The organism is Actinomadura sp. NTSP31, assembly GCF_041951385.1.
GTDB lineage: Bacteria > Actinomycetota > Actinomycetes > Streptosporangiales > Streptosporangiaceae > Spirillospora > Spirillospora napierensis.
Genome location: NZ_JBGNUT010000022.1, coordinates 1 through 20,284, shown reverse-complemented (window position 1 = coordinate 20,284; position 20,284 = coordinate 1). Strand labels below are relative to the sequence as shown.

Genomic DNA, 20,284 nt, shown 5'->3' with positions numbered 1-20,284 from the left:
GAGCGTCATGACCACGAGGTTCCTCGACAGCGGAGGCTTCGACGACGCCGACACCGGGAGGGCCCGGCGGCGGCGCGCGTTCTGGTCCTCAACCGGGCTGGTCTACCTCGTCCCCGTCGCCGTCGAGGTCGCCGGCTACTCCGGCGCCCGCATGGCACTGGCCATCGCGGGGTTGCTCGCCTTCATCGGCCTGTTCCTGGCGACGCCGCTCAGCATGACGAGCTGGATCGACCCGGTCAGGACCCGCACGTACGTCCTGCTCGCCGCGTTCGCGGTGCTCGCCGCCGCGCTGCCGTTCGCGTTCGGCCCGGCATGGCTGGGCACCTCGATCTACCTGTCGATGGTCTTCGCCATGACGCTGCCGATGAACCGGGTGCTGTGGGGCGTCGGCGGCACCGTGGCGCTCATCGCGGTGCAGTGCCCGCTGGTCGGGGCGCCGGGCGCGCTGTGGCCCATCGCGCTCACCACGCTCTCGCTCGGGCTGTTCATGGTCGCCTTCCGGCACGCCCGGACGCTCGTCCAGCAGCTGCGCGAGGCGCGCAGCGAGGTCGCCCGGCTCGCGGTCGCCGACGAGCGGCTGCGCATCGCCCGCGACCTGCACGACCTGCTCGGGCAAAGCCTGTCGCTGATCGTGCTGAAGAGCGAGCTGGCGCGGCGGCTCGGCGAGCGGGACGCGGACCGCGCCATGGCGGAGGTGAGCGACATCGAGTCGGTGGCGCGCCAGTCGCTCGCCGACGTCCGCGCCGCGATCTCCGGGTACCGGAGGCGGAACCTCGCCGAGGAGCTGGACGGCGCCCGCGCGGTGCTGGCGGCCGCCGAGACCGAGGCGGTCGTGCGGACGTCCGGGGCGCCGCTGCCCGACCCGGTCGACGCGCTGTTCGGCTGGGCGGTCCGGGAGGGCGTCACCAACATCGTCCGGCACGCCCGCGCGCGCCGCGTCACGATCACGGTCGGCCGGGCGGGCGGCGAGGCCGCCCTGGAGATCGTCGACGACGGGTGCGGCGAGGCCGCCGCGGGGCACGCGCCGGGGCACGGGCTGGAGGGCCTCGCGGAGCGGGTCGCGGCCGCGGGCGGGACGGTGTCGGCCGGGCCCCGCGACGGCGGCGGCTTCCGGCTCGCGCTGCGCGTGCCGCTCGCGCCCGTCGCCGCGGGACGGGCGCCGGTGGAGTCCCGCTCGTGATCCGCGTGATGCTCGCCGAGGACCAGCGGATGGTCCGCCCGCGCGATGCAGGCCGGGGCGGCGGCGTTCGCCGGCCCGAACCCGCTGTCAGCCGTCAGCGGGACTGGAGGGCGTCGAGGCCGACGGCCTGGGCGACGATGAGGCGGCGGTCCAGGCGGGGGTCCTTGATGTCGACGACGTAGCGGTCGCGGAGGCCGAACTTCTTCTCCACCGAGAAGACGACCTGGTCGCCCGCGTAGAAGTCGAAGTGGTACGGCCATGCGAACGGCAGGTTCTCCGCGTACGGGATGAAGCCCCACACGCGGCGCAGCACCGCGACGAACTTGTTGCGCTCGCTGCCCGTCGTCACGCCGAGCCCGGGCTGCTCCAGGTGCCAGGTCGAGGCGATCAGCGACTTCTTGAAGTCCTTGCGGAACAGCCCGATGGACTGCCCGTTCGCATCGGTGATGTCGTAGGCCGACGCCAGGTCGATGCGCTTGCGCGCCTTGAAGCCGAGGATGGGGCGGGTCTTGGAGTCGTCGGCGTAGAGCGTCACCTGCTCCTTGAACGCCAGCCGCTTCTGCTGCGCGAACGCCAGCAGCTCTCCCTCACCGCCGTCGGGGTTCTCGGCGTGCACCTCGTACTGGTTCACCATCAGGCGCACCCGCTGCCGGATCAGCAGCCGGTTCTGCGCCTGAAGCCGCTCTTCGTCCAGCGAACTCACCCTTGTTCCGTCGTGTTTTCGCGCGAGTCTGCCATATACGACGGCTCGTGGGTGTTTTCCCGGCAAATTGCCGAAGGCGGCCACGCGGCGGATCGGGGGCGGGGCGGGCCGGACCACGCGGGGGCGCGGTCAGGCCTCTTCGATGTGCCCGGCGAGGTAGCCGTGGATCAACCGCTCCGCCTCGGCGACGATCACCGGGTCGCCGGCGGGGTCGCGGCGGAACGCCATCTTCAGCACCGCGTCGCCGGCCTCCACCGCGATGGCCAGGGCGGTGGCGAGGCCGGGGGTGTCCTGCACGCCGAACGTGTCGACGATCATCTCGCGCAGCCGGTCGGCGACGACCGCGTTGTTGTCGGCGTCGGAGTCGAGCAGGTTCACGTCGGCGACGTCGCCGAAGCGCAGCACCCGGAAGCCGGGCACGGTGCGGTGCATCTCCACGAAGATCTCGATGATCGCGCCGACCGTGTCGGACCAGTCGGCGAAGACGCCCTCGGCGAGCCGGGCGGAGACCCGCTGCCCGAACACCTCGAGGTTGCGCAGCGCGAGCGCCTGCGCCACGGCCCGCTTGTCGGGGAAGAACTGGTACACCGAGCCGATGGCGACCTCGGCGCGCTGCGCGATCCGCGTGGTGGTGAGGCCGTCGTAGCCGTCCTCGTCGAGGATGTCCGCGCACGCGTCGAGCATCCGCTGGACGCGTTCGGCGCTGCGGCGCTGGGCGGGACGTCGGCGGAGCGGGGTGCGGATCTCGGTCACGCCACCATTGTCACCCGAACCCGCCATGCTCGGTCATGGCGCGGGCCGCGATCGCCACCCGGCGGTCACGGGACTCTTCCGCGCCGACCACCTCGCCCCGTAAAGTCCGAACACTATTCGCGTTCAGGGGGAAGGTACGGATGGGGCTTCCGGAGGGCTTCCGGTGGGGCGTCGCGACCGCCGCCTACCAGGTGGAAGGCGCCGTGCACGAGGACGGCCGCGGGCCGTCGACCTGGGACGTCTTCGCCCACACCCCGGGAAAGGTGCGGGACGGGCACACCGGCGACGTCGCCTGTGACCACTATCACCGGTGGCCCGAGGACGTCGGGCTGATGCGGGACCTCGGCGTCGGCTCCTACCGGTTCTCGATCGCGTGGCCGCGCGTCCAGCCGTCCGGGAGCGGCGCCGCCAACCCCGCGGGCCTCGACTTCTACGACCGGCTCGTCGACGCGCTGCTCGCCGCCGGCATCGACCCCGCCGTCACCCTCTACCACTGGGACCTGCCGCAGCCGCTGGAGGACGCCGGCGGCTGGATGAACCGCGACACCGCCTACCGGTTCGCCGAGTTCGCCTACCGCGCCGCCGACCGCCTCGCCGACCGCGTCGGCACGTGGATCACGCTGAACGAGCCGGTCGTCGTCACCGCCTACGGGTACGCGTTCGGCGTCTACGCGCCCGGCCGGACCCTGATGCTGGACGCGCTGCCGACCGCGCACCACCAGCTCCTCGGCCACGGCCTCGCCGTCACCGCGCTGCGCAGCCGCGGCGCCCGCCGGGTCGGCCTGGCGAACCACTACTCGCCGGCCTGGCCCGCCGACCCGGCGTCCGAGGCCGACCGGGGCGCCGCGCTCGCCTTCGACACCTTCATGAACCGGATGTTCACCGACCCGGTCCTGACGGGCGCCTACCCCGACCTCGCGGCGCTCGGCGGCCCCGACCTCGCCCCGCACATCCACGACCTGGACATGTCCGTCATCGCCTCGCCGATCGACTTCCTGGGCGTGAACTACTACAACCCGACCCGGCTCAGGGCGCCGTCCGACGGCGGCCCGCTCCCCTTCAACATGGTGGACATCACCGAGTACCCGGTCACCGGGATGGGCTGGCCGATCGTCCCCGAGGCGTTCCTGTCCCTGCTCCGCGACCTGGACGAGCGGTACGCGACCCGGCTGCCGCCGCTCTACGTCACCGAGAACGGCTGCTCGTTCCCCGACGAGGTCGCCGCCGACGGCACGGTGGACGACACGGCCCGCATCGCGTTCCTCGACGCGCACATCAAGGCGATGCGGACCGCCATCGACGACGGCGTCGACATCCGCGGCTACTACACCTGGTCCCTCCTGGACAACTTCGAATGGGCCGAGGGGTACCACCCGCGGTTCGGGCTCGTCCACGTCGACTACGAGACGCAGAAGCGGACGCCGAAGAAGTCCTACGGCTGGTACCGGGACCTCATCGCCGCGTCGTCGAAGTGACGCATAACGGGCTTTGCTGCCAGGATCCCGGTATGGATTCGCTTTCCGAGGTCCGCGCGGGCATCGACGCCATCGACGCCGACCTCGTCCGGCTGCTGGCCGACCGCCAGCGGCTCGTGCGGGCCGCCGCCGCGTTCAAGGCCGACGCGGGCGCCGTCCGCGCGCCCGGCCGGGTCGAGCAGGTCGTCGCGCAGGCCCGCGACCGCGCCGCGTCCGCCGGCCTGTCCCCCGAGGTCGCCGAGGCGGTGTGGCGGGCGATGATCGGCGCGTTCATCGACCTCGAACTGGACGAGCACGCCCGCCGCACCACCGGCTGACCCTGCCCGCCGACCCGCCCGCCCGAACGGTCAGGCGCCGGTGCGGGCGGCCCACAGGTCGAGGGCCTTGTACGCCGGGACCCACTCGTTCGCGTACGCCGCGCGGACCGGCTCGGGCAGCGGCGCCAGCATCGCCGCCGTCGCCCGCTCGGACGCGCCGTCCAGCATCCACGGGATGACCCGCGGTATGTCCGACCCGAAACGCTGCCCGCTGGCCTGCCCGAACTGCTGCCACTGCGCCTCGGTCAGGGTCGCGTCGATCAGCGGGAGCGCCGCGTCCTCCTCGTGCTTGAGGTGCCCGGTCAGCACGGCGGCCAGCGCGTCGCTGAGCTCGCCGAGGCGCGCCGGGCCGGACTCGCGGTCGGCGAGCGCCGCGTCGAGCGCGTCGATGGCGGGGTCGACCGCCGCGTGCTCGGCCTCCATCGCGTCCAGCAGCGCCAGGTCGTCCGGACGGCCGGCGAGGGCCGCGCGCATCTGCGGCCACAGCGCCTCGTCCTCGGCGACGTGGTGGACGTGCAGCGCCTTCTTGAACAGCTCCCAGCCGACGGCGGTGGCCAGCACCTGCCGGGGGTCGTCGTCGGGGCGCTCGGTGACCTCGGCGATGTGCCGCAGCTCGCGGCGCAGCGCGTCGTGGAAGGCGTACATGCTCGACATGTCCAGCTTGCTCATCGCGGTTCTCCTCACCCGAACGGCTCGTACACCGCATTGACGGATCTCCCGGCACGGATGTGACCGCCGGCGCGAAGAAGATCGCCCGGAGATCGGTAGGGTTGCGGCCTCCCCCTCGTTTGGAGGTCCGCGCATGGCGGGGCCACGGCCGCTGCGTCCGAACGACCCGCGCGAGGTCGGCGGGTACCGGTTGACGGGACGGGTCGGCGAGGGCGCTCAGGGAACGGTCTATCTGGGCGAGTCGGACGATGGGGAGCGCGTCGCCGTGAAGGTGCTGCGCGCCGAGATCGACGGGGACCAGCGGGCCCGGACGCTCTTCGACCGGGAGCTGGCGGCGGCACGGCGGGTCGCGCCGTTCTGCACGGCGCGGGTGCTCGCGGCCGGAACGGACGGCGACGCGGCCTACATCGTCAGCGAGTACATCGACGGCCCGTCCCTGCGGGAACTGGTCGCCGGGCGCGGGCCGATGCCGGAGCCGGAGCTGCGGCGCCTCGCCATCGGCACGGCGACCGCGCTGGCCGCGATCCACGAGGCGGGTGTCGTGCACCGCGACTTCAAGCCCGCGAACGTGCTGCTCGGCCCGGACGGCCCGAAGGTCATCGACTTCGGTGTCGCGCGGCCGCTGGAGGCGACGTCCGCGACGCTGACGGGCGCGGTCGGCACGCCCGCGTACATGGCGCCGGAGCAGGTGTCGGGCGCGGCGGGCGGGGCGCCGCTGGACATGTTCGCGTGGGGCTGCACCATGGCCTACGCCGCGAACGGGACGCCGCCGTTCGGCGTCGACACCGTCCCGGCGATCATGCATCGGGTGCTGTACGCACCGCCGGCGCTGGGCGCGCTGGCGGGGGAGCTGAGCGCGCTCGTCGCGGCGAGCCTGGAGAAGGACCCGGCGCGGCGTCCGACGGCGCTGCAGGTGCTGACGCGGCTGCTCGGCACCGGGCCGGACGGGAACCTCCTGGCGGAGGGCACGTCGGCGGCGGCGACGCTGACCGCCGCGACGCCTCCGCCGTCCGCTCCTCTCCCGCCGCCGGCGACGATGCCCGGGCCGGTCCCGCCGCCCTATCGGACCGTCCCGGCGGCTCCCCCGAAGGGCAACAAGGCGCTGCTCATCGTGGGAGCGGTCGCCGGCGTGGTGCTCCTGGCGGCCGCGACGACGACCGCGGCCCTCCTGCTGACGGACGACGACGGCGGTAAGCCGTCGGCACGGCAGGTGACCGGCGCCGTCGCCACACCCGCCCGCACCGGCGCGACGGGCACCGGCGGGGCCCGCTGCACCTACCTGGCGCCGTCCCCCGGCGGTCGGGTCAAGGACGTCGGCACGCCGCCGGCGGTCGCGCAGGCGTCGGGCACCGTCCGCGCCGCCATGAAGACCGACCTCGGCACGCTCGACATCGACCTGGACGCCGCGAAGGCGCCCTGCACCGTGAACTCGGTGATGTACCTGGCGGGGAAGAAGTACTTCGACGGGACGCACTGCCATCGGCTCACCACCGACGCGTCTCTCAAGGTCCTCCAGTGCGGCGACCCGTCCGGGACCGGGACGGGCGGTCCGGGCTACCGCTTCCCCGACGAGAATCTCAGCGAGGCCACGTACACGCGCGGGACCGTGGCGATGGCCAACGCCGGCCCCGGCACCAACGGCAGCCAGTTCTTCATCCTGTACGGGGACGCCACGTCCCTGCCCAAGAGCTACACGGTGTTCGGGCACGTCACGTCCGGCATGGGCGTCGTGGACAAGGTGGCCGCGGCCGGGGCGGAGCCCGCGCAGGACGGCGCGCCGAAGCTGAAGGTCACCATCGAGCGGTTCACGACGTCGGCCGCGTAGGCGCCGGCGCGTAGTCGGGCAGCACGATCCCTTCGGCGGTCCTGCGGGCGATCTTGGCGGCCATGTTCTTGCCGGGCAGGTACGGCAGGAGCTTGTAGTAGCGGTTCAGGAGCGCGACCACGAAACGGCTCTCCGGCATCATCAGCTTGGCGACGCCGTCGCCCATCTTCTGGCAGCCCGCCACGTACTCGCGCATGACGTCCTGGTAGCGCGCGTAGGCGGCGCGGTGGTCGCCGCGTGCGGCGGCCAGTTCGCCCGCCAGCACGTAGGCGCCCACGATGGCGAGACCGGTGCCCATTCCGGACAGGGACGACGGGCAGTACGCGGCGTCGCCGAGCAGCGCGACGCGGCCGCGCGACCAGGAGTCCATGCGGACCTGTCCCACCGAGTCGAAGTAGAAGTCGGGGGCGTCGCGCATCTCGGCGAGCAGCCGGTCGCATTCCCAGCCGGTGCCGGCGAACCGCTCGGTGAGGACCTGCTGCTGCCGCGCCACGTCGTGGCGGTGCACGTCCTGCTCCGGCGAGCCGAAGTAGAAGGCGGCCCTGGCCTCGGCGTTGTGGCGGGCGCTGTAGACCGACGCGAGCTGCCCGGCGGTCCGGTAGACGTGCCCGGTGTACCGGAGCCCGAGGTGGTTGGGCACGGTGAAGATCGCGCAGTGCAGGCCGAGGTTCCGGACGAACCGCTCCGCCGGCCCGAACGCGAGGCGGCGGACGTTGGAGTGCAGCCCGTCCGCGCCGATGACCAGGTCGAACCGGCGCGGCGCGGACCGTTCGAAGGTCACCGTCACCCCGCCGGCGTCCTCGTCGAGGGAGGCGATCGAGTCGCCGTAGAGGTACTCGGTGGTGCCGCGGGTGGCGTCGTGGAGGATCCGCGCGAGGTCGCCGCGGAGGACCTCGATGTCGCCGGCGAACAGGTCCGCCGGCATGGACGCCTGCGGCTTGCCGTCCTTGTTGACGTAGGCCATCGCGCCCATGCCGGTCCGGGCGGCCTCGACGTCGTCGAGGATCCCCATCCGGCGCAGGACGGCCAGGTGGGCGTCGCCGCGGAAGTCGACGGCGTAGCCGCCGTCGCGGAAGCCGGGCGAGTTCTCCACGATCGTGGTGGTGAAGCCGTAGCGGGCGAGCCAGTGGGCGAGCGCGGGGCCGGCGATGGACGCGCCGGAGATCAGTACGTTCTTCATGCCGGTGAGCCTGCCGGGAGGCGCTCACCGGAGGCTCACCGCGCGCTCACCGCCCCGATGACCGACGCGTCGAGGCCGGCGGCGCGCAGCGCGTCCTCCCTGCTCAGCGCGGCTCCCTCCGCGTACGCGTCCGGGTGCGCGGCCGTCGCCTCCGGGGCTGTCCCGGACGGGACGCCGCACAGCGCCGCCGCCGCGCCGAGCAGCCGCGCGGCCCGCTCCGGCGCGCCCTCGGCGGCCTCCAGCAGCGCGAGGGCCTCGACCGCGCGGGCGCCCTCGAAGAACGCGCCGGTCGACGCCGCCGCACCGGCGGCCTCCCGGTACCGCGCCCGGGCCGTGCCGTGGTCGCCGCGCGCGGCGGCCACGCGGCCGAGCCCGATCAATGCGGTCGCCCGGCCGCCGACGCTCTTGATCCAGTGCGGGTCGAACCGGGCGAGCGCGTCGGTGTAGAGCCGTTCGGCCGCGTGGACGTCGCCGTCGAGGAGCGCGATGTCGCCGAGGCCGCGCAGCGCCGCCGCGAGATAGGTGGTGCTGCCCGCGCGGCGCGCCACGGCCGCCGCGCGCTCGTAGTCGGCGCGGGCCCCCGCCCGGTCGGCCTCGATCCGGTGATCGCCCCGGTTCACGAGCAGGTCGGCGGTGTCGTCCAGGGCGCCGAGCTCCCCGGTGAGGACGAGCGCCTCGCCGGTGAGCGCGACCGCCGCCGCGCGGTCGCCGCGCCGGGCCGCGAGCCCGGCCAGCGCGTCCAGCGCCAGCGCGGTGCCCCAGCGGTCGCCGAGCGCGCGGAACCCGCCGGCCGCCGCCTCGAACTCCCGCCCGGCCTCCCCGGCGTCGCCCGCGGCGAGGGGGCCGAATCCGGCGATGAAGTGCGCGGCGGCGCGCGCCCACGGGTCCGCCCCGTCGCGCCGGGCGAGGACCAGCGCGAACGCGGACCGCGCGTCCGGCTCGTCCGCCCTCCGCATCATCCACAGGAACGGGACGGCCGGATACCGGCCCGTATTCCCGTCCGCCCACGCCTCTTCGAGCGCCGCCTCCGCCGCCGCGCGGTGCCGCCGCCACACGTCCCGCCCGGCCGCGTCCGGCGCCGCGTGCAGCACGCACGTCGCGTACTCCTCGCCGAGACCGGGCGGGACCGGGCCCATCACCTCCACGAGCCGGACGGCCTGCGCGGCGACGGACCCGCCGCGGATCCACAGGTAGCTCGACAGCGACGCCGCCAGCCGCAGCCCGGTCGGCACGTCCCGCGCCTCGGCCGCCCAGCTCAGCGCGGCCAGCAGGTTGTCGTGCTCGGCCCCGAGGACGCGCAGCCATTCGAGCTGGTCTCCACTCCGCAGATGCGGATCGGCGGCCTGCGCCAGCTCCAGGAAATGCCGCGCATGCGCGTTCCGGGCGTCATCGAGGGGTTCGCCGCGTTCGGCGCCGTACGCGCGGATCGTCTCCAGCATCCGGTACCGGCCGTCCGCCAGCTCCAGCAGCGACTTGTCCACCAGCGACTCCAGCGCGTCGCCCGCGTCGCCGCAGATCCGGCGTGCCGCGTCCGGTGTCGCGCCGCCCGCGAACACCGTGAACCGCTCCGCGGCGCGCCGCTCGTCCTCGGTCAGCAGGTCCCAGCTCCACGCGACGACCGCGCGCAGCGTCCGGTGCCGCTCGTCCGCCGTGCGGCTGCCGCGCGACGGAACGCCGAGCCGGTCGTCCAGCCGTCCGGCGAGGTCGCCGACGTCCATCGTGCGCAGCCGCGCCGCCGCCAGCTCGATCGCCAGCGGCAGATCGTCGAGCGCCGCGCAGATCCGCCGGACGACCCGGGGGTCCGCCGTGAATCCGCGCCGGACGGCCGACGCGCGCGCGGTGAACAATCGCACGGCCGCGTCGCCGTCCAGCGGGCGGACGGGCCACAGGTTCTCGCCGGTGATGCCGAGGGGTTCGCGGCTCGTCGCGAGGACGCGCAGCCCCGGGCACGCCGCGAGCAGCCGCCCGGCGAGCGCGGCGACCGCCTCGACGACGTGCTCGCAGTTGTCCAAGACGAGCAGCAGCGACCGGTCGGCGAGCGCCGTGACCAGCCGGTCCTCCGGCCCTTGCGCGGCGTCCGCGGCGTGCGGGGCGTGCGGGGCCGCTTCGCGCAGGCCGAGCGCGCCGAGCAGCGCGCGGGGCAGCACCGCGCCGTCCCGCAGCGGCGCCAGCTCGGCGAAGCACGCGTCCCCTTCCCCGCCACGGCCGCCCACCCGGCCCGCCACCTCGATGGACAGCCGCGTCTTCCCGACCCCGCCGGGCCCGGTCAAGGTCACCAGCCGCGCCGAGCCGAGCAGATCCGCGAGGCCGTCCACGTCGCCGTCGCGTCCGATGAGGGCCGTCAGCGGTGCCGGCGGCCTTGCCGGGGCCGGAGCCGGGTCGCCGCGCAGCAGGTCCCGGTGCAGGTCGGCGAGGTCGGCGGACGGATCCGCGCCGAGCTCGTCGGCGAGGCGCCGCCGCGTCTCCTCGAACACCACGAGCGCCTCGGCCCGTCCGCCGCCGTCCCGCAGCGCCCGCATCAGCAGGACGGCGAGACGCTCGCGCAGCGGATGCCGGCCGACCAGTTCCCGCAGCTCAGGCACCACGTCGCGATGCCGGCCCCGGCGCAGGTCGGCCTCGATCCGGTCTTCGAGCGCGGCGAGCCGCCGCTCCTCCAGCCTCACCGCCTCGGTCTCCGCCTGCGGCACATCGGCCAGCGCCGGGCCGCGCCACAGCTCCAGCGCCTCGCGCAGCAGCGCGGACGCCCGCTCCGCGTCACCGTCGCGCAGCGCTTCCCGGCCCGCGTCCGCGAGCCGCTCGAACCGTCCCGCATCGACGTCGTCCGGACGCACCGCGATCCGGTAACCGTCGCCGACCCGCTCGATCGACGTCTCCCGGCCGAGCGCCGCTCTCAGCCGCGACACCTGGGAGTGCAGCGCGTGCCCCGCCGTCCCGCCCTCCGCCAGCCGGTCCGCCGGGACCGCTTCGCCGGGCCGGACGAGCAGCAGCGCCAGCAGCGCCCGCCGGGCGGGACCGCCGAGCGGCACGTCGTCCCCGCCGTCCCGCCACGCCCGGGTCTCGCCCAGGATCCCGAACCGCATGCCCGAATCATCCCAGCCGGGCGACCCCGAACGGGTTGTCGACGGCGTACCGCCAGCACCCGTCCGCCCCGCGCCTCGCCACGTCCGTCGCGGTGCCCTCGATGTGCACCGGGGCGCCGTCCCGGCCCGTGCCGTCGATCACCCAGTCGACGATCAGCAGCGCCACGTCGCCCGCCGCGTAGACGTGCCGCGGGGCGACCGTGATCGGCACCCCGAGCGCCACGAATCGCTCGTTCGCCGCGCGGGCCTCCCCGCCGCTCAGTCCGGTGCCCGGCTCGGGCACGAACACCGCTCCGTCCTCGTACAGTTCCGCCACCGCCGCGGTGTCCCCGCTGTTGAACCGCTCCTGGAACACCTCGGGGACGTCCTCGGGACGCATCGCCGGCCGCCGCATCGTGATCCTTCCGGTAGACAAGATCGTCGAGACGCGGCAACGCTAGGAGGCCCGTTCATGGCTCACCAAACGGTCAGTCGCCCGGGACTGCCCGACGACCCCCGCGCGGACGCCGCCGCGCCGGACCCGTCCTGCCCGGTCGAGATCGCCCTCGACGCGCTGCGCGGACGGTGGACGACGCTGGTGATCCGCGAGCTGCTGCGCGGCGACCGCTCCTTCACCGGGCTGCGGACCGCGCTGCCCGCGCTGTCGGACAAGGTGCTCGCCGACCGGCTCGCCCATCTCGTCCGCGCGGGCGTCCTCGACCGGCACCGCGAACCGGGCGTGCCGCCGCGCACCCGCTACCGCCTCACCGACCGGGGCCGGCGCCTCGGGCCGGTGCTGCAGGCCCTCTGGGACTGGGGCGCCGCGGCGCCCTAGCCGCAGGTCAACGGGTGGCGGCGGCGATGACGCGGGTGAGGGTGCCGTGCAGGTCCTCCAGCTCGTCCAGGCCCATGCCGAGCCGCTCCATGATCGTGGCCGGGATCTTCTCCGCCTCCTCGCGAAGGGCCCGGCCCGCCTCGGTGACGGTGACGGCGAGCAGCCGCTCGTCGCGGGCGTCGCGCTCGCGGCGGACGAGGTCGGCGGACTCCAGCCGCTTGAGCAGCGGCGACAGCGTCCCCGGATCGAGCTGGAGCAGCCGGCTCAGCTCCTTGACCGACAGCCGCCCGTGCTCCCAGAGCGCCAGCATCACCAGGTACTGCGGGTGCGTCAGGCCCATCGGCTCCAGGATCGGCCGGTAGAGCGCGAGCACGCTGCGCGACGCCACCACCAGCGCGAAGCAGACCTGGTTCTCCAGCGCGAGCGGGTCGGGAACGTCGTCCAGATCACGTGCCACGGGTCCTCCGCTCGCCGGGTGCCTCGGCTATAAAGGTTACTACAGCAATGTTTTGTGCACCAACGGTTGGCGAGGCAACGGAGGACGCATGTTCCGCAGGGAGCCCCTGGAAGAGCGCATCGCCCGCCGCCAGGCGGAACTCGGCCCCCGCCCCGCCGGGGCCGGCGGCCAGTTCGACCACCCCACCGCCAAGTACCTGTTCATCGGGCTGCTGGTCGTGACCGTGGCCGCCCACGTCGTCGGCGGCGTCCTGTTCGCCGTCATGGGCTGAGGCGGGACGCATGGCACTCCGCCGCCCCTCGTTCCTGCCGTCCCTGGACGAACTGGAGCAGCAGGCTCAGGACCGCTCCGCCCAGGGCGCCCGGAAGGGCTCGCAGTTCGACCATCCGACCGCCAAGTACCTGTTCGTGGTCATGCTCGCGGTGACCGTCCTCGCGCACGTGATCGCCGGCGTCGTCTTCCTGGTCCTGGGTCACTGAGCCGCGAGCCCGGCGACCCACTCCGCGCTCGTCATGACGCCGGCCTCGCGCGGGAAGAACCGTTCCACCAGGAACCGGTGCATCTCCTCGTCGGCGTCGTCGCACCCGTCCGACAGGACGATCTGCGCATACTGCCGCTCCGTCGCGTCCCGCAGGGTGCTGATGACGACGCCGCCGGTCGCCAGGCCGGTCAGCACGAGCGTGCCGGCGCCGCGCGCCGTGAGCAGCGCGTCCAGGTCCGTGCCGGCGAACGCGCTGAAGAACCGCTTGTCGAGGACGGGTTCGCCGGGCAGCGGCGCGACGGCCGGGTGGATCTCGCTCTCCGGGTTCGACTCGGTGATCGTGTCCGTGCCGAGCAGGCCCTGGAACGGCCTGTTCAGCGGCCCGATCTCGGGGTGGCCATCACGGTGCCGGACGCGGACGTGGATCACCGGCACGCCCGCCGCCCGGGCCGCCCCGACCGTCCCCGCCAGCCGGGACAGGTACCCGTCCGCACGGTCTCCGAGCTGCGCCGCCACGGCACGCTGCACGTCCATCACCAGAAGCACTTGCATGTCGCGGTTCACGGCGGACATGACACCGCCCGCCGGGGCGCGGCGTCCAACATCCTTGCGGCCGACTCGACAACCAGTGGTTGTCTTCGCAGCGTGGTTGACTGTCCCGATGATCGACTATGAGGTGTTGCGCGTCTTCTGCGACGCCGGCGGGGCGCACGGCAACCGGCTCGGCGTCGTCCGCGACGGCGCCGCCGTCCCCGGCGAGGCCGGCCGCCAGGCCGTCGCGAAGGAGCTGGGCTTCAGCGAGACGATCTTCATCGACGATGCCGGGCGGGGCGCCGTCGACATCTACACCCCGTCCGCGCGGCTGCCGTTCGCCGGACATCCGTGCGTCGGCGCCGGCTGGCTGCTCGGCGTCCCCGCGCTGGTCACCGCGGCGGGCGTGGTCGACGTCCGGCGCGACGGCGACCTCACCTGGATCACCGGGCGCGCCGACTGGGCGCCCGGCCGCACCCTCCGGCAGTACGGATCGGCGGACGAGGTCGACGCGCTGCCCGTCCCGCCGCCGGGCGAGTGGATCTACGCGTGGGCGTGGCAGGACGAGCCGTCCGGCCGGGTCCGCGCCCGCGGGTTCCCCGGCCGCGGCGACGGCATCGACGAGGACGAGGCGACCGGCGCCGCCGCGCTCCTGCTGACCTCCCGGCTCGGCCGCCCGCTCACCGTCGCCCAGGGACGGGGCTCGCAGATCATGACGGCGCCGCGCCCCGGCGGCCTGATCGAGGTGGCCGGACGGGTCCGGCGCGAACCCCACGGGGAAACCGGTTGACGGGACTGCGAGCATGGCGCCATGAACCGCACCTTCGATGACCTGGTCGAAGAGGCCGATTCCGCCTCCGTCGACGGCTGGGACTTCTCCTGGCTGGAGGGCCGGGCGACCGAGCAGCGGCCCTCATGGGGCTACCAGCGGCTGATGAGCGAGCGGCTCGGCAGGGCCACCGCGGCACTGGACGTCCAGACCGGCGGCGGCGAGGTGCTGGCCGAGGCCGCCGCGTTCCCGCCGACGATGGTCGCGACGGAGTCGTGGCCGCCCAACGTCGCCAAGGCCACGCGGCTGCTGCACCCGCGCGGCGCGGCGGTCGTCGTCCATCCGGAAGAGCCGCCGCTGCCGTTCGCCGACGGCGCCTTCGACCTGGTCACCAGCCGCCACCCCGCCGTCGTCTGGTGGACGGAGATCGCCCGCGTCCTCGCGCCCGGCGGCACCTATTTCGCGCAGCACGTCGGACCCGCCAGCGTCTTCGAGGTGACCGAGTTCTTCCTCGGGCCGCAGCCCGCCGCACGGAGCAAACGCGACCCGGAGATCGAGAGCGCGGACGCCCGCGCCGCCGGCCTCGACGTGGCCGACCTGCGCCTGGAACGGCTGCGCATGGAGTTCTTCGACATCGGCGCGGTCGTCTACTTCCTGCGCAAGGTGATCTGGATCGTCCCCGGCTTCACCGTCGAGCGCCACCGCGACCGCCTGCGGGACATGCACGAGCTGATCCAGCGCGACGGGTCGTTCGTCGCGCACTCGTCCCGCTTCCTCATCGAGGCGCGCAAACCCGCCTGAACGGGGCCCGGCGCGAAATGTGCAGGATCTCGGTCACGCATGCATAACCGGCGCGCTGGTAAATGCGTTCCGCGCCGTCGTTGTCCGGCATCAGGAATGGCGTAGCGATCCCGATGGCCCGGCCTTCGCGCGTGAGCCACGCCGTCACCGCCGCCGCGATCCCGCGCCGCCGATGGGACGCGCGCACGCCGACGCCCGCGAGCTCGCTGACACCCCGGTGCGGCGGCCCGAACTGCCCGGCACCGACGCCCTCGCCGCTCGCCGCGTCCACGGCAAGCGCCACGAGCCCGCCGCGCTCGACCACCTGCCGCAGTCGCGCCACGTCGTGCTCCGTCGCCTCCGGCATGCCGTAGGCCTCGCTCTGCACTGCCGCGACCTGCCACAACAGCGCGTCGTCCGCGGCGTTGACGATCTCGACCGGGCCGTCCACGACGGGCATGGGCTTTGCCTGCGCGCAGGTCAGGATCGGCAGCCGCCGCTCCGGACGGAACCCGGCGGCCAGCAGCGCCGCCTCCACTCCGGGGGCCGCGGCGGGCAGGTACTCCAGCCGCGGCGTCCGACGGCGATCCGCGAACGCCGCGACCAGGTTCGCGACGTCCCGCGAGGTGGGCCGGGCGCCGTCGTCCGGGACGGCGTAATTGAAGAACAGGCCGTCATCGTGCTCGTCCAGCCTGGCAAGAAACGGCGGAACGCGGACGGCACCATCGCCCGCGGCGGCGCGCAGATAGGCGTGCACATCGGATTCGAACATGGTGAGGAGACCTCTACTGGTTCAGGCGAATGGGAACGGCGGCGTGCTCGGGCCGTTCCGTGACCAGCACCGGACGATGGTCCGGTGATGTGCGGCGGCCCGTCAGCGGGTCGCGTGCACAGGCCTCACTCCTCAAGATCGTGATCGGACGACGAGGCGAATCTACGTCACGCCGGCATCGGCGACCACCGAATAACCCTGCGGGGGGGTAAGGTAGGCGTACGTCGTACTCCTACGAGGAGCGTCCGCATGAGCATCCGTTCCGCACGCGACCTGACCGACTTCCTCGCCGACTACACCCGCGACATGGCCGTCTCGGACGAGGAGCCGGCCGCGATCCTCGACCGCTACTTCGTGCCGGACTTCGAATACCGCAACGACGGCCTCCTGATCGACCGCCGCCGGATGATCGAGCACGCCGGACCCGTCCGCAAGAACATCGACAAGGCGGCGATGGCGGCCGCCCACCATGCGGGCCTGGAGATCCACGAGGCGATGGTCTCCGGCGACCAGCTGGCCGCCCGGTACACGCTCCGCACCAGAATGCGGAAGGGAAAGACGTTCGCCGCGGAGATCTACATGTTCGGACGCCTCGCGCCCGACGGACGCATCCAGCGGGTCGACCAGATCACCAGGCAACTCGACGAATGAGCGGACCTCAGGCGCCGGCACCCCAGTGCGGGTACAGGTCGCGCAGGACGCCGAGTTCGGCGGCGTGGTGGGTGAATTCGTCCAGCACATGTAGCGCGGTGTCGATCACCGGGTAATGCGAGTACCCGAAGAAGGCCGCGCCGGACGGCCCCCACCAGCGCTCACCGGCGATCGCACCGAGCGGCTCACGCCAATGGACGCGAAACGCCGTCTCGAGAAACTCGATCCCGCCGGCGGCCGTCCCGGAGAATTCGACGTCGTCCAGCGTGATGTTCCGGCCGTGGAAGAGACGGGTGCCGTAGTCGACGAATGTCAGCCCCACATGGCCCATGCGCCACGCAATGGTCGCCACTGGCACCGGATCAGGAGCAGGGCCGCCGCCGCCCTCCGCGTCGATCAGCCACCGGCCCCCGGCGTCCGGCCGGAGCGTCCACCCGCCCGGCGCGGGTTCCCACAGGTACTCGTCGTCGGTGAGCCCCTCCAGACGCCCCCGCGTCCGCTTCCAGACCTCATCGAACGCCCGGCCGATCGACTCACCCACACTGGTCATGAGCCCACTACATCACGATTCTAGCAAGCACACACAGCCTTTATTAAAATGGCCACGCGGCCGTAAACCCACATCTCAAAAGCCAATCATGCCGAACGACACCATTGACCGGCAACCGTTCGGACCGTACCTGAGGCCGCCGTCATGACACCACGAATGCCCTTCATGCCGGTGCCGATCAGATGTCGCGGCCGAGAAAGGCCAGCAGCTCACGATGCGGAGTCGCCCCGTCCGGCGCGGGACGCTCGGGACCGAACATGCCGGGCCGGCGGAACGCACCGAAGTCCATCCCCCGCATGACCGCAAGGAGGTCTCGGCAAGCGGCCTGATCGATGAGCGCCTCGCGGCCGGTGGCGACGGCCAGGTCCGCACCGTGGGCGAGCAACTCGGTGAGGTGGATGAGCGCCGCCATCGGTCCCGGCACCACACCGAATCCCAGCCGGACGTCCTTCCCGAGGACCCCCGGACGATGCCAGGCCGCGCGGTCGAGAGCGGCTGCCGTACCGAACGCCGCCTGCGGATCGCCGCCGAGCCAGTCGTCCTCGTGACGACCGCCCGGGTCCGTGCCATCGAGCTCGGCGGCAAAGATCCGCATGCCGCCGACGAGGTGGTTGAGCTCAGTCCGAACGTCCCAGCCCGCACAGGGCGCAGGCGCGGCGAGCAGATCACCGGTGATGCCGCCGACGACGTCCGACACCATCACCAAGGCGCGGTCGATCTGGTCGATCACGTCCGTCATGTCGCCCTCCGAGGCACTAAGGCAGCTACTGACTGCGTTTGATGAGACAGTAGCCTGGGACCATCGCAAACGCAAGTCAGCACTGCATTAGTGGAACCGGCATGGGCCGTGCTTGCAGGGGCGGTGTCTGTGCAGGGTCTTCGTGCCTTGGGCAGTAAGGGTGTTCGGGCGGTGGGGGCGGCGCTGCGTACGGGGCCGCCCCTCCAAAGTCAAGGGCGCCTTCGGCGTCGCTTCGCGATGGACTTCGTCCACCCTTGACTTTGGAGCCTCTGCGGCCCCTGAGGCAGCGCTTTAGGGGCAGGCTCCGCCTGCCCCGCCTGGTCGCGCCGCCCCCACCGCTCGCCCACGAACGGGCCGAGCATAAATAGGCGAGATCGACGCCCGCGTCCTCGACCTATCGAGCCCGGCGAGCCCGGTACGACGGATGACCGAACGACCCGGAGATCCTCAAAGCACTCTGGCGACTCGATGACCGCGCCGATCTGGCGCCCCTCCCACCGCCGTGTTCGGAGACGAGGGCGTCATTCACCTCACCGCTCTCAACCTGCGGGGTCTCCCGCAGCAATTCGCCTGCGAGCGGCCACCGCACCACCGCACCACCGCCAGGACAGCGCTCAGGGGCACCGGATGTATCTGGCCTGGCCGGAGCAACGCTTCAGCCTCACACCGCCCGAGGACTCCAATGACCTGGTGCGGGCCGCGCATACGGAGCTCGGCGAACAGTTCGTCGGCTGGATAGGGCGCTTTGTGGGCCGTAGTCACCACAGCGGTCCGCCCGCCGAGGTGGTGAAGCCCGACGACAGTTCCGCGCCCCGCTCCCAGACCGGGGCAGCTCCGACCGCCCCTTGCTCCCGTCACCATCCTGACGCCGTTACAGCGCATGAAGGTTGTGGCTGTGGTGGGCAGGGGCCGAGCGCCCGCGTCGGCGATGCGCCTAGACCGGTCGGCCGTTCGAGGCGATCGCTGCCGCGGGCATGCATCAACCCGGTGTGGTGGTGCTGTGAGGTGGTGATCAAGCCGCCCAGGCCAGGCCGCCGGGTGGACCAGTGTCGCCGGGTGGTCGTCTGTCTGACGGTGGTAGCAACCGGTAGACGTACCGCCCATCGGGATCTTTGCCGATGCCGATCTGCTGGGGGCTGGTGTGTTTGAAGCGGTTGTGCCATCCGCAGGTGAGGGTGAGCTGGTCGATGTCGGTGGGTGAGTGTCCGAGGGCCCAGCCGTTGACGTGGTCGACCTCGCACAACGTCCCCGGGATCTCGCACTCCCGCACCGCACAAGTGGAGTAGAGGGTCTCCAGCACCTGCCGTTGGGCCGCGCTGGCGAACCGCTCCCGATACCCGAGGTACAGCGGCGTGTGTCCCCGTCCGAGCAGGAGGGGTGAGACTCCGGCCGATAGGGCGATGCGGCGGGCTTGGGCGGCGGGGATCGGTGTCCCGTCGGTCAGGCGGGCCGGGGCGTTGCCGCCGGTCAGTGTCTCCAGGTCGCAGATGACGGTGACCTTGGTGGCCTTGTGCCCACCGGACAGCACGCTGGACAAGGCGGCGGCGGTGCGTTCGCCGACGTCGCGGGTGTCCTCGGGCTCGGCCGGCTTGACCAGCGGAGCGAGCGCGCCATCCCAGATCGCGGCGTCCTCGGCGTTCAGCCAGCCCTTGATGTACCGGCCGCCGTCCAGGGAACCAGTGCTGGTGATCCAGGACTTGGCGTACCCGCGCTTGGCATCCTCACCGGGGACGGCCTCAGTTCCGTCCCGTTCGGCGATCACATCGCGAATGCGGCGGCCGAACACTCCCACTTTCGCGGCCGAGAAGCCTTGGTCGACGAAGTTCAGCAGGGTGGTCTCGGCTTCGGCGCAGTCGGTGTCCTCCAGCCTGGCCACACTCTGCGCGACCGTGGCCGCGTACCCATACGACAACTCCCCGGCGGCGAGGCGTTCCGCGACCTGGGGAAGGCGGTGCCGCTGGCGGGCGAGAATCAGGCGTTCGGTGGTGCGGTTCTCCCGCATCCCCAACCGCGACCGCAACCATGCCCGGGTGGAGGGATATCCCCAGCGTTTCTGTTCGCCGCTGATGTCGACGCGGCGGATGAAACCGGCGAGTGCGCTTTCCTGGATATCGCAGGCAGCGGCAAGGCTCTCGGTGAGTTCCAGGCACGCCGCCGCCGACTCCGGGGCTTCGCGCTGGGCGAGTTCAGCAGCGATCACCGAGACCGCGTCCACCAATTGCATGGTAGACGCGGTCTCCAGGTCGACCGTCACTGATTGCATAGGTAAAGCATACTCTACGTGGCCGACATTCGCGACTTGAAAGGGGTCGTGTTTTGTGGCTCCGGGGATAGGTATGGCTAGATATACCTCCGGCGCCTCAGGCCAGTGCAACCGGTTTGTTAATTGTTCCACTGACCCTTCTTGTTGAACACGCGGGCGTGGGCGGGCGGTGGGGGTGGCGCGACCGGGCGGGGCAGGCGGAGCCTGCCCGTTTGCGCTGCCTCAGGGGCCGCAGAGGCTCGAAAGTCAAGGGTGGACGAAGTCCATCGCGAAGCGACGCCGAAGGCGCCCGTGA

Annotated in this window: 22 protein-coding genes; 10 read left to right on the top strand and 12 right to left on the bottom strand. The window is 72.8% G+C overall.

What is annotated here, in order from left to right:
• Positions 1-7: 7 nt before the first annotated feature.
• Positions 8-1,180, top strand: a complete 1,173-nt coding sequence (locus ACA514_RS31505; protein ID WP_375044904.1) for a sensor histidine kinase — start codon at positions 8-10, stop codon at positions 1,178-1,180.
• Between the two features lie 94 nt (positions 1,181-1,274).
• Here the strand turns inward: ACA514_RS31505 and ACA514_RS31500 are convergent, their stop codons facing one another.
• A complete protein-coding gene (locus ACA514_RS31500) occupies positions 1,275-1,883 on the bottom strand; it encodes a hypothetical protein (protein ID WP_375044903.1) in 609 nt (202 codons plus the stop codon).
• 129 nt (positions 1,884-2,012) lie between these two features.
• Positions 2,013-2,636, bottom strand: a complete 624-nt coding sequence (locus ACA514_RS31495; RefSeq protein WP_375044902.1) for a TetR family transcriptional regulator — start codon at positions 2,634-2,636, stop codon at positions 2,013-2,015.
• 140 nt (positions 2,637-2,776) lie between these two features.
• Between ACA514_RS31495 and ACA514_RS31490 the strand changes: the two genes are divergently transcribed.
• Entirely contained in the window at positions 2,777-4,111 is a 1,335-nt protein-coding gene (locus ACA514_RS31490; RefSeq protein ID WP_375044901.1) for a GH1 family beta-glucosidase, read from the top strand.
• A 32-nt stretch (positions 4,112-4,143) separates the two neighbouring features.
• Entirely contained in the window at positions 4,144-4,428 is a 285-nt protein-coding gene (locus ACA514_RS31485) for a chorismate mutase (protein WP_375044900.1), read from the top strand.
• A 30-nt stretch (positions 4,429-4,458) separates the two neighbouring features.
• Here ACA514_RS31485 and ACA514_RS31480 read toward each other — a convergent pair whose 3' ends face one another.
• Positions 4,459-5,097, bottom strand: a complete 639-nt coding sequence (locus ACA514_RS31480) for a hemerythrin domain-containing protein (RefSeq protein ID WP_375044899.1) — start codon at positions 5,095-5,097, stop codon at positions 4,459-4,461.
• Positions 5,098-5,230: 133 nt separating this feature from the next.
• Here ACA514_RS31480 and ACA514_RS31475 point away from each other — a divergent pair, with 133 nt between their 5' ends.
• Entirely contained in the window at positions 5,231-6,922 is a 1,692-nt protein-coding gene (locus tag ACA514_RS31475) for a peptidylprolyl isomerase (protein ID WP_375044898.1), read from the top strand.
• Here the strand turns inward: ACA514_RS31475 and ACA514_RS31470 are convergent.
• From ACA514_RS31470 to ACA514_RS31460, 3 genes are read right to left on the bottom strand one after another with little or no spacing between them, the layout of a single operon-like run.
• Positions 6,903-8,102, bottom strand: coding sequence for an FAD-dependent monooxygenase (locus ACA514_RS31470; RefSeq protein WP_375044897.1), 1,200 nt, complete (start codon positions 8,100-8,102; stop codon positions 6,903-6,905). The genes ACA514_RS31475 and ACA514_RS31470 overlap by 20 nt on opposite strands.
• 35 nt (positions 8,103-8,137) lie before the next feature.
• Positions 8,138-11,182: a BTAD domain-containing putative transcriptional regulator gene (locus ACA514_RS31465; RefSeq protein WP_375044896.1), complete on the bottom strand. Its 3,045-nt coding sequence runs from the start codon at positions 11,180-11,182 to the stop codon at positions 8,138-8,140.
• Positions 11,183-11,189: 7 nt separating this feature from the next.
• Positions 11,190-11,576: a YybH family protein gene (locus ACA514_RS31460; protein WP_375044895.1), complete on the bottom strand. Its 387-nt coding sequence runs from the start codon at positions 11,574-11,576 to the stop codon at positions 11,190-11,192.
• A gap of 57 nt (positions 11,577-11,633) precedes the next feature.
• Here ACA514_RS31460 and ACA514_RS31455 point away from each other — a divergent pair, with 57 nt between their 5' ends.
• Complete coding sequence (locus ACA514_RS31455) at positions 11,634-11,996, top strand: winged helix-turn-helix transcriptional regulator (protein WP_375044894.1); 363 nt, start codon at positions 11,634-11,636, stop codon at positions 11,994-11,996.
• Between the two features lie 7 nt (positions 11,997-12,003).
• Here the strand turns inward: ACA514_RS31455 and ACA514_RS31450 are convergent, their stop codons facing one another.
• A complete protein-coding gene (locus ACA514_RS31450; protein WP_375044893.1) occupies positions 12,004-12,453 on the bottom strand; it encodes a MarR family winged helix-turn-helix transcriptional regulator in 450 nt (149 codons plus the stop codon).
• Positions 12,454-12,541: 88 nt separating this feature from the next.
• Here ACA514_RS31450 and ACA514_RS31445 point away from each other — a divergent pair, with 88 nt between their 5' ends.
• Both ACA514_RS31445 and ACA514_RS31440 read left to right on the top strand, forming a co-directional pair.
• The gene (locus ACA514_RS31445; protein WP_375044892.1) at positions 12,542-12,724 is read left to right on the top strand and encodes a hypothetical protein; all 183 of its coding nucleotides are present in this window, start codon (positions 12,542-12,544) and stop codon (positions 12,722-12,724) included.
• 10 nt (positions 12,725-12,734) lie between these two features.
• Entirely contained in the window at positions 12,735-12,932 is a 198-nt protein-coding gene (locus ACA514_RS31440; protein ID WP_375044891.1) for a hypothetical protein, read from the top strand.
• Here the strand turns inward: ACA514_RS31440 and ACA514_RS31435 are convergent.
• Positions 12,926-13,486, bottom strand: coding sequence for a cysteine hydrolase family protein (locus ACA514_RS31435; RefSeq protein ID WP_375044890.1), 561 nt, complete (start codon positions 13,484-13,486; stop codon positions 12,926-12,928). The two genes, ACA514_RS31440 and ACA514_RS31435, sit on opposite strands and share 7 nt — an antisense overlap.
• Positions 13,487-13,595: 109 nt before the next feature.
• On the opposite strand from ACA514_RS31435, the gene ACA514_RS31430 reads away from it, so the two are divergent.
• On the top strand, positions 13,596-14,255 hold the full coding sequence (locus ACA514_RS31430) for a PhzF family phenazine biosynthesis protein (RefSeq protein ID WP_375044889.1): 660 nt from the start codon (positions 13,596-13,598) through the stop codon (positions 14,253-14,255).
• A gap of 21 nt (positions 14,256-14,276) precedes the next feature.
• Positions 14,277-15,035: a class I SAM-dependent methyltransferase gene (locus ACA514_RS31425; protein WP_375044888.1), complete on the top strand. Its 759-nt coding sequence runs from the start codon at positions 14,277-14,279 to the stop codon at positions 15,033-15,035.
• Here the strand turns inward: ACA514_RS31425 and ACA514_RS31420 are convergent.
• A complete protein-coding gene (locus ACA514_RS31420) occupies positions 15,010-15,786 on the bottom strand; it encodes a GNAT family N-acetyltransferase (protein ID WP_375044887.1) in 777 nt (258 codons plus the stop codon). The two genes, ACA514_RS31425 and ACA514_RS31420, sit on opposite strands and share 26 nt — an antisense overlap.
• A 249-nt stretch (positions 15,787-16,035) precedes the next feature.
• On the opposite strand from ACA514_RS31420, the gene ACA514_RS31415 reads away from it, so the two are divergent.
• A complete protein-coding gene (locus ACA514_RS31415) occupies positions 16,036-16,437 on the top strand; it encodes a nuclear transport factor 2 family protein (RefSeq protein WP_375044886.1) in 402 nt (133 codons plus the stop codon).
• Positions 16,438-16,444: 7 nt separating this feature from the next.
• On the opposite strand, the gene ACA514_RS31410 is transcribed toward ACA514_RS31415, so the two are convergent.
• From ACA514_RS31410 to ACA514_RS31400, 3 genes are all read right to left on the bottom strand, one after another.
• On the bottom strand, positions 16,445-16,987 hold the full coding sequence (locus ACA514_RS31410) for a DinB family protein (RefSeq protein ID WP_375044885.1): 543 nt from the start codon (positions 16,985-16,987) through the stop codon (positions 16,445-16,447).
• 178 nt (positions 16,988-17,165) lie between these two features.
• Entirely contained in the window at positions 17,166-17,726 is a 561-nt protein-coding gene (locus ACA514_RS31405) for a TIGR03086 family metal-binding protein (protein WP_375044884.1), read from the bottom strand.
• 1,012 nt (positions 17,727-18,738) lie between these two features.
• Positions 18,739-19,989: a DUF222 domain-containing protein gene (locus ACA514_RS31400; RefSeq protein ID WP_375044883.1), complete on the bottom strand. Its 1,251-nt coding sequence runs from the start codon at positions 19,987-19,989 to the stop codon at positions 18,739-18,741.
• Positions 19,990-20,284 lie beyond the last annotated feature (295 nt).

Coding starts and splice junctions, on each gene's coding strand:
- ACA514_RS31505 (WP_375044904.1), top strand. CDS start 8: ATGACCACGAGGTTCCTCGACAGCGGAGGCTTCGACGACGCCGACACC.
- ACA514_RS31490 (WP_375044901.1), top strand. CDS start 2,777: ATGGGGCTTCCGGAGGGCTTCCGGTGGGGCGTCGCGACCGCCGCCTAC.
- ACA514_RS31485 (WP_375044900.1), top strand. CDS start 4,144: ATGGATTCGCTTTCCGAGGTCCGCGCGGGCATCGACGCCATCGACGCC.
- ACA514_RS31480 (WP_375044899.1), bottom strand. CDS start 5,097: ATGAGCAAGCTGGACATGTCGAGCATGTACGCCTTCCACGACGCGCTG.
- ACA514_RS31475 (WP_375044898.1), top strand. CDS start 5,231: ATGGCGGGGCCACGGCCGCTGCGTCCGAACGACCCGCGCGAGGTCGGC.
- ACA514_RS31470 (WP_375044897.1), bottom strand. CDS start 8,102: ATGAAGAACGTACTGATCTCCGGCGCGTCCATCGCCGGCCCCGCGCTC.
- ACA514_RS31465 (WP_375044896.1), bottom strand. CDS start 11,182: ATGCGGTTCGGGATCCTGGGCGAGACCCGGGCGTGGCGGGACGGCGGG.
- ACA514_RS31460 (WP_375044895.1), bottom strand. CDS start 11,576: ATGCGGCGGCCGGCGATGCGTCCCGAGGACGTCCCCGAGGTGTTCCAG.
- ACA514_RS31455 (WP_375044894.1), top strand. CDS start 11,634: ATGGCTCACCAAACGGTCAGTCGCCCGGGACTGCCCGACGACCCCCGC.
- ACA514_RS31445 (WP_375044892.1), top strand. CDS start 12,542: ATGTTCCGCAGGGAGCCCCTGGAAGAGCGCATCGCCCGCCGCCAGGCG.
- ACA514_RS31440 (WP_375044891.1), top strand. CDS start 12,735: ATGGCACTCCGCCGCCCCTCGTTCCTGCCGTCCCTGGACGAACTGGAG.
- ACA514_RS31435 (WP_375044890.1), bottom strand. CDS start 13,486: ATGCAAGTGCTTCTGGTGATGGACGTGCAGCGTGCCGTGGCGGCGCAG.
- ACA514_RS31430 (WP_375044889.1), top strand. CDS start 13,596: ATGATCGACTATGAGGTGTTGCGCGTCTTCTGCGACGCCGGCGGGGCG.
- ACA514_RS31425 (WP_375044888.1), top strand. CDS start 14,277: ATGAACCGCACCTTCGATGACCTGGTCGAAGAGGCCGATTCCGCCTCC.
- ACA514_RS31420 (WP_375044887.1), bottom strand. CDS start 15,786: ATGTTCGAATCCGATGTGCACGCCTATCTGCGCGCCGCCGCGGGCGAT.
- ACA514_RS31415 (WP_375044886.1), top strand. CDS start 16,036: ATGAGCATCCGTTCCGCACGCGACCTGACCGACTTCCTCGCCGACTAC.
- ACA514_RS31410 (WP_375044885.1), bottom strand. CDS start 16,987: ATGACCAGTGTGGGTGAGTCGATCGGCCGGGCGTTCGATGAGGTCTGG.
- ACA514_RS31405 (WP_375044884.1), bottom strand. CDS start 17,726: ATGACGGACGTGATCGACCAGATCGACCGCGCCTTGGTGATGGTGTCG.
- ACA514_RS31400 (WP_375044883.1), bottom strand. CDS start 19,989: ATGCAATCAGTGACGGTCGACCTGGAGACCGCGTCTACCATGCAATTG.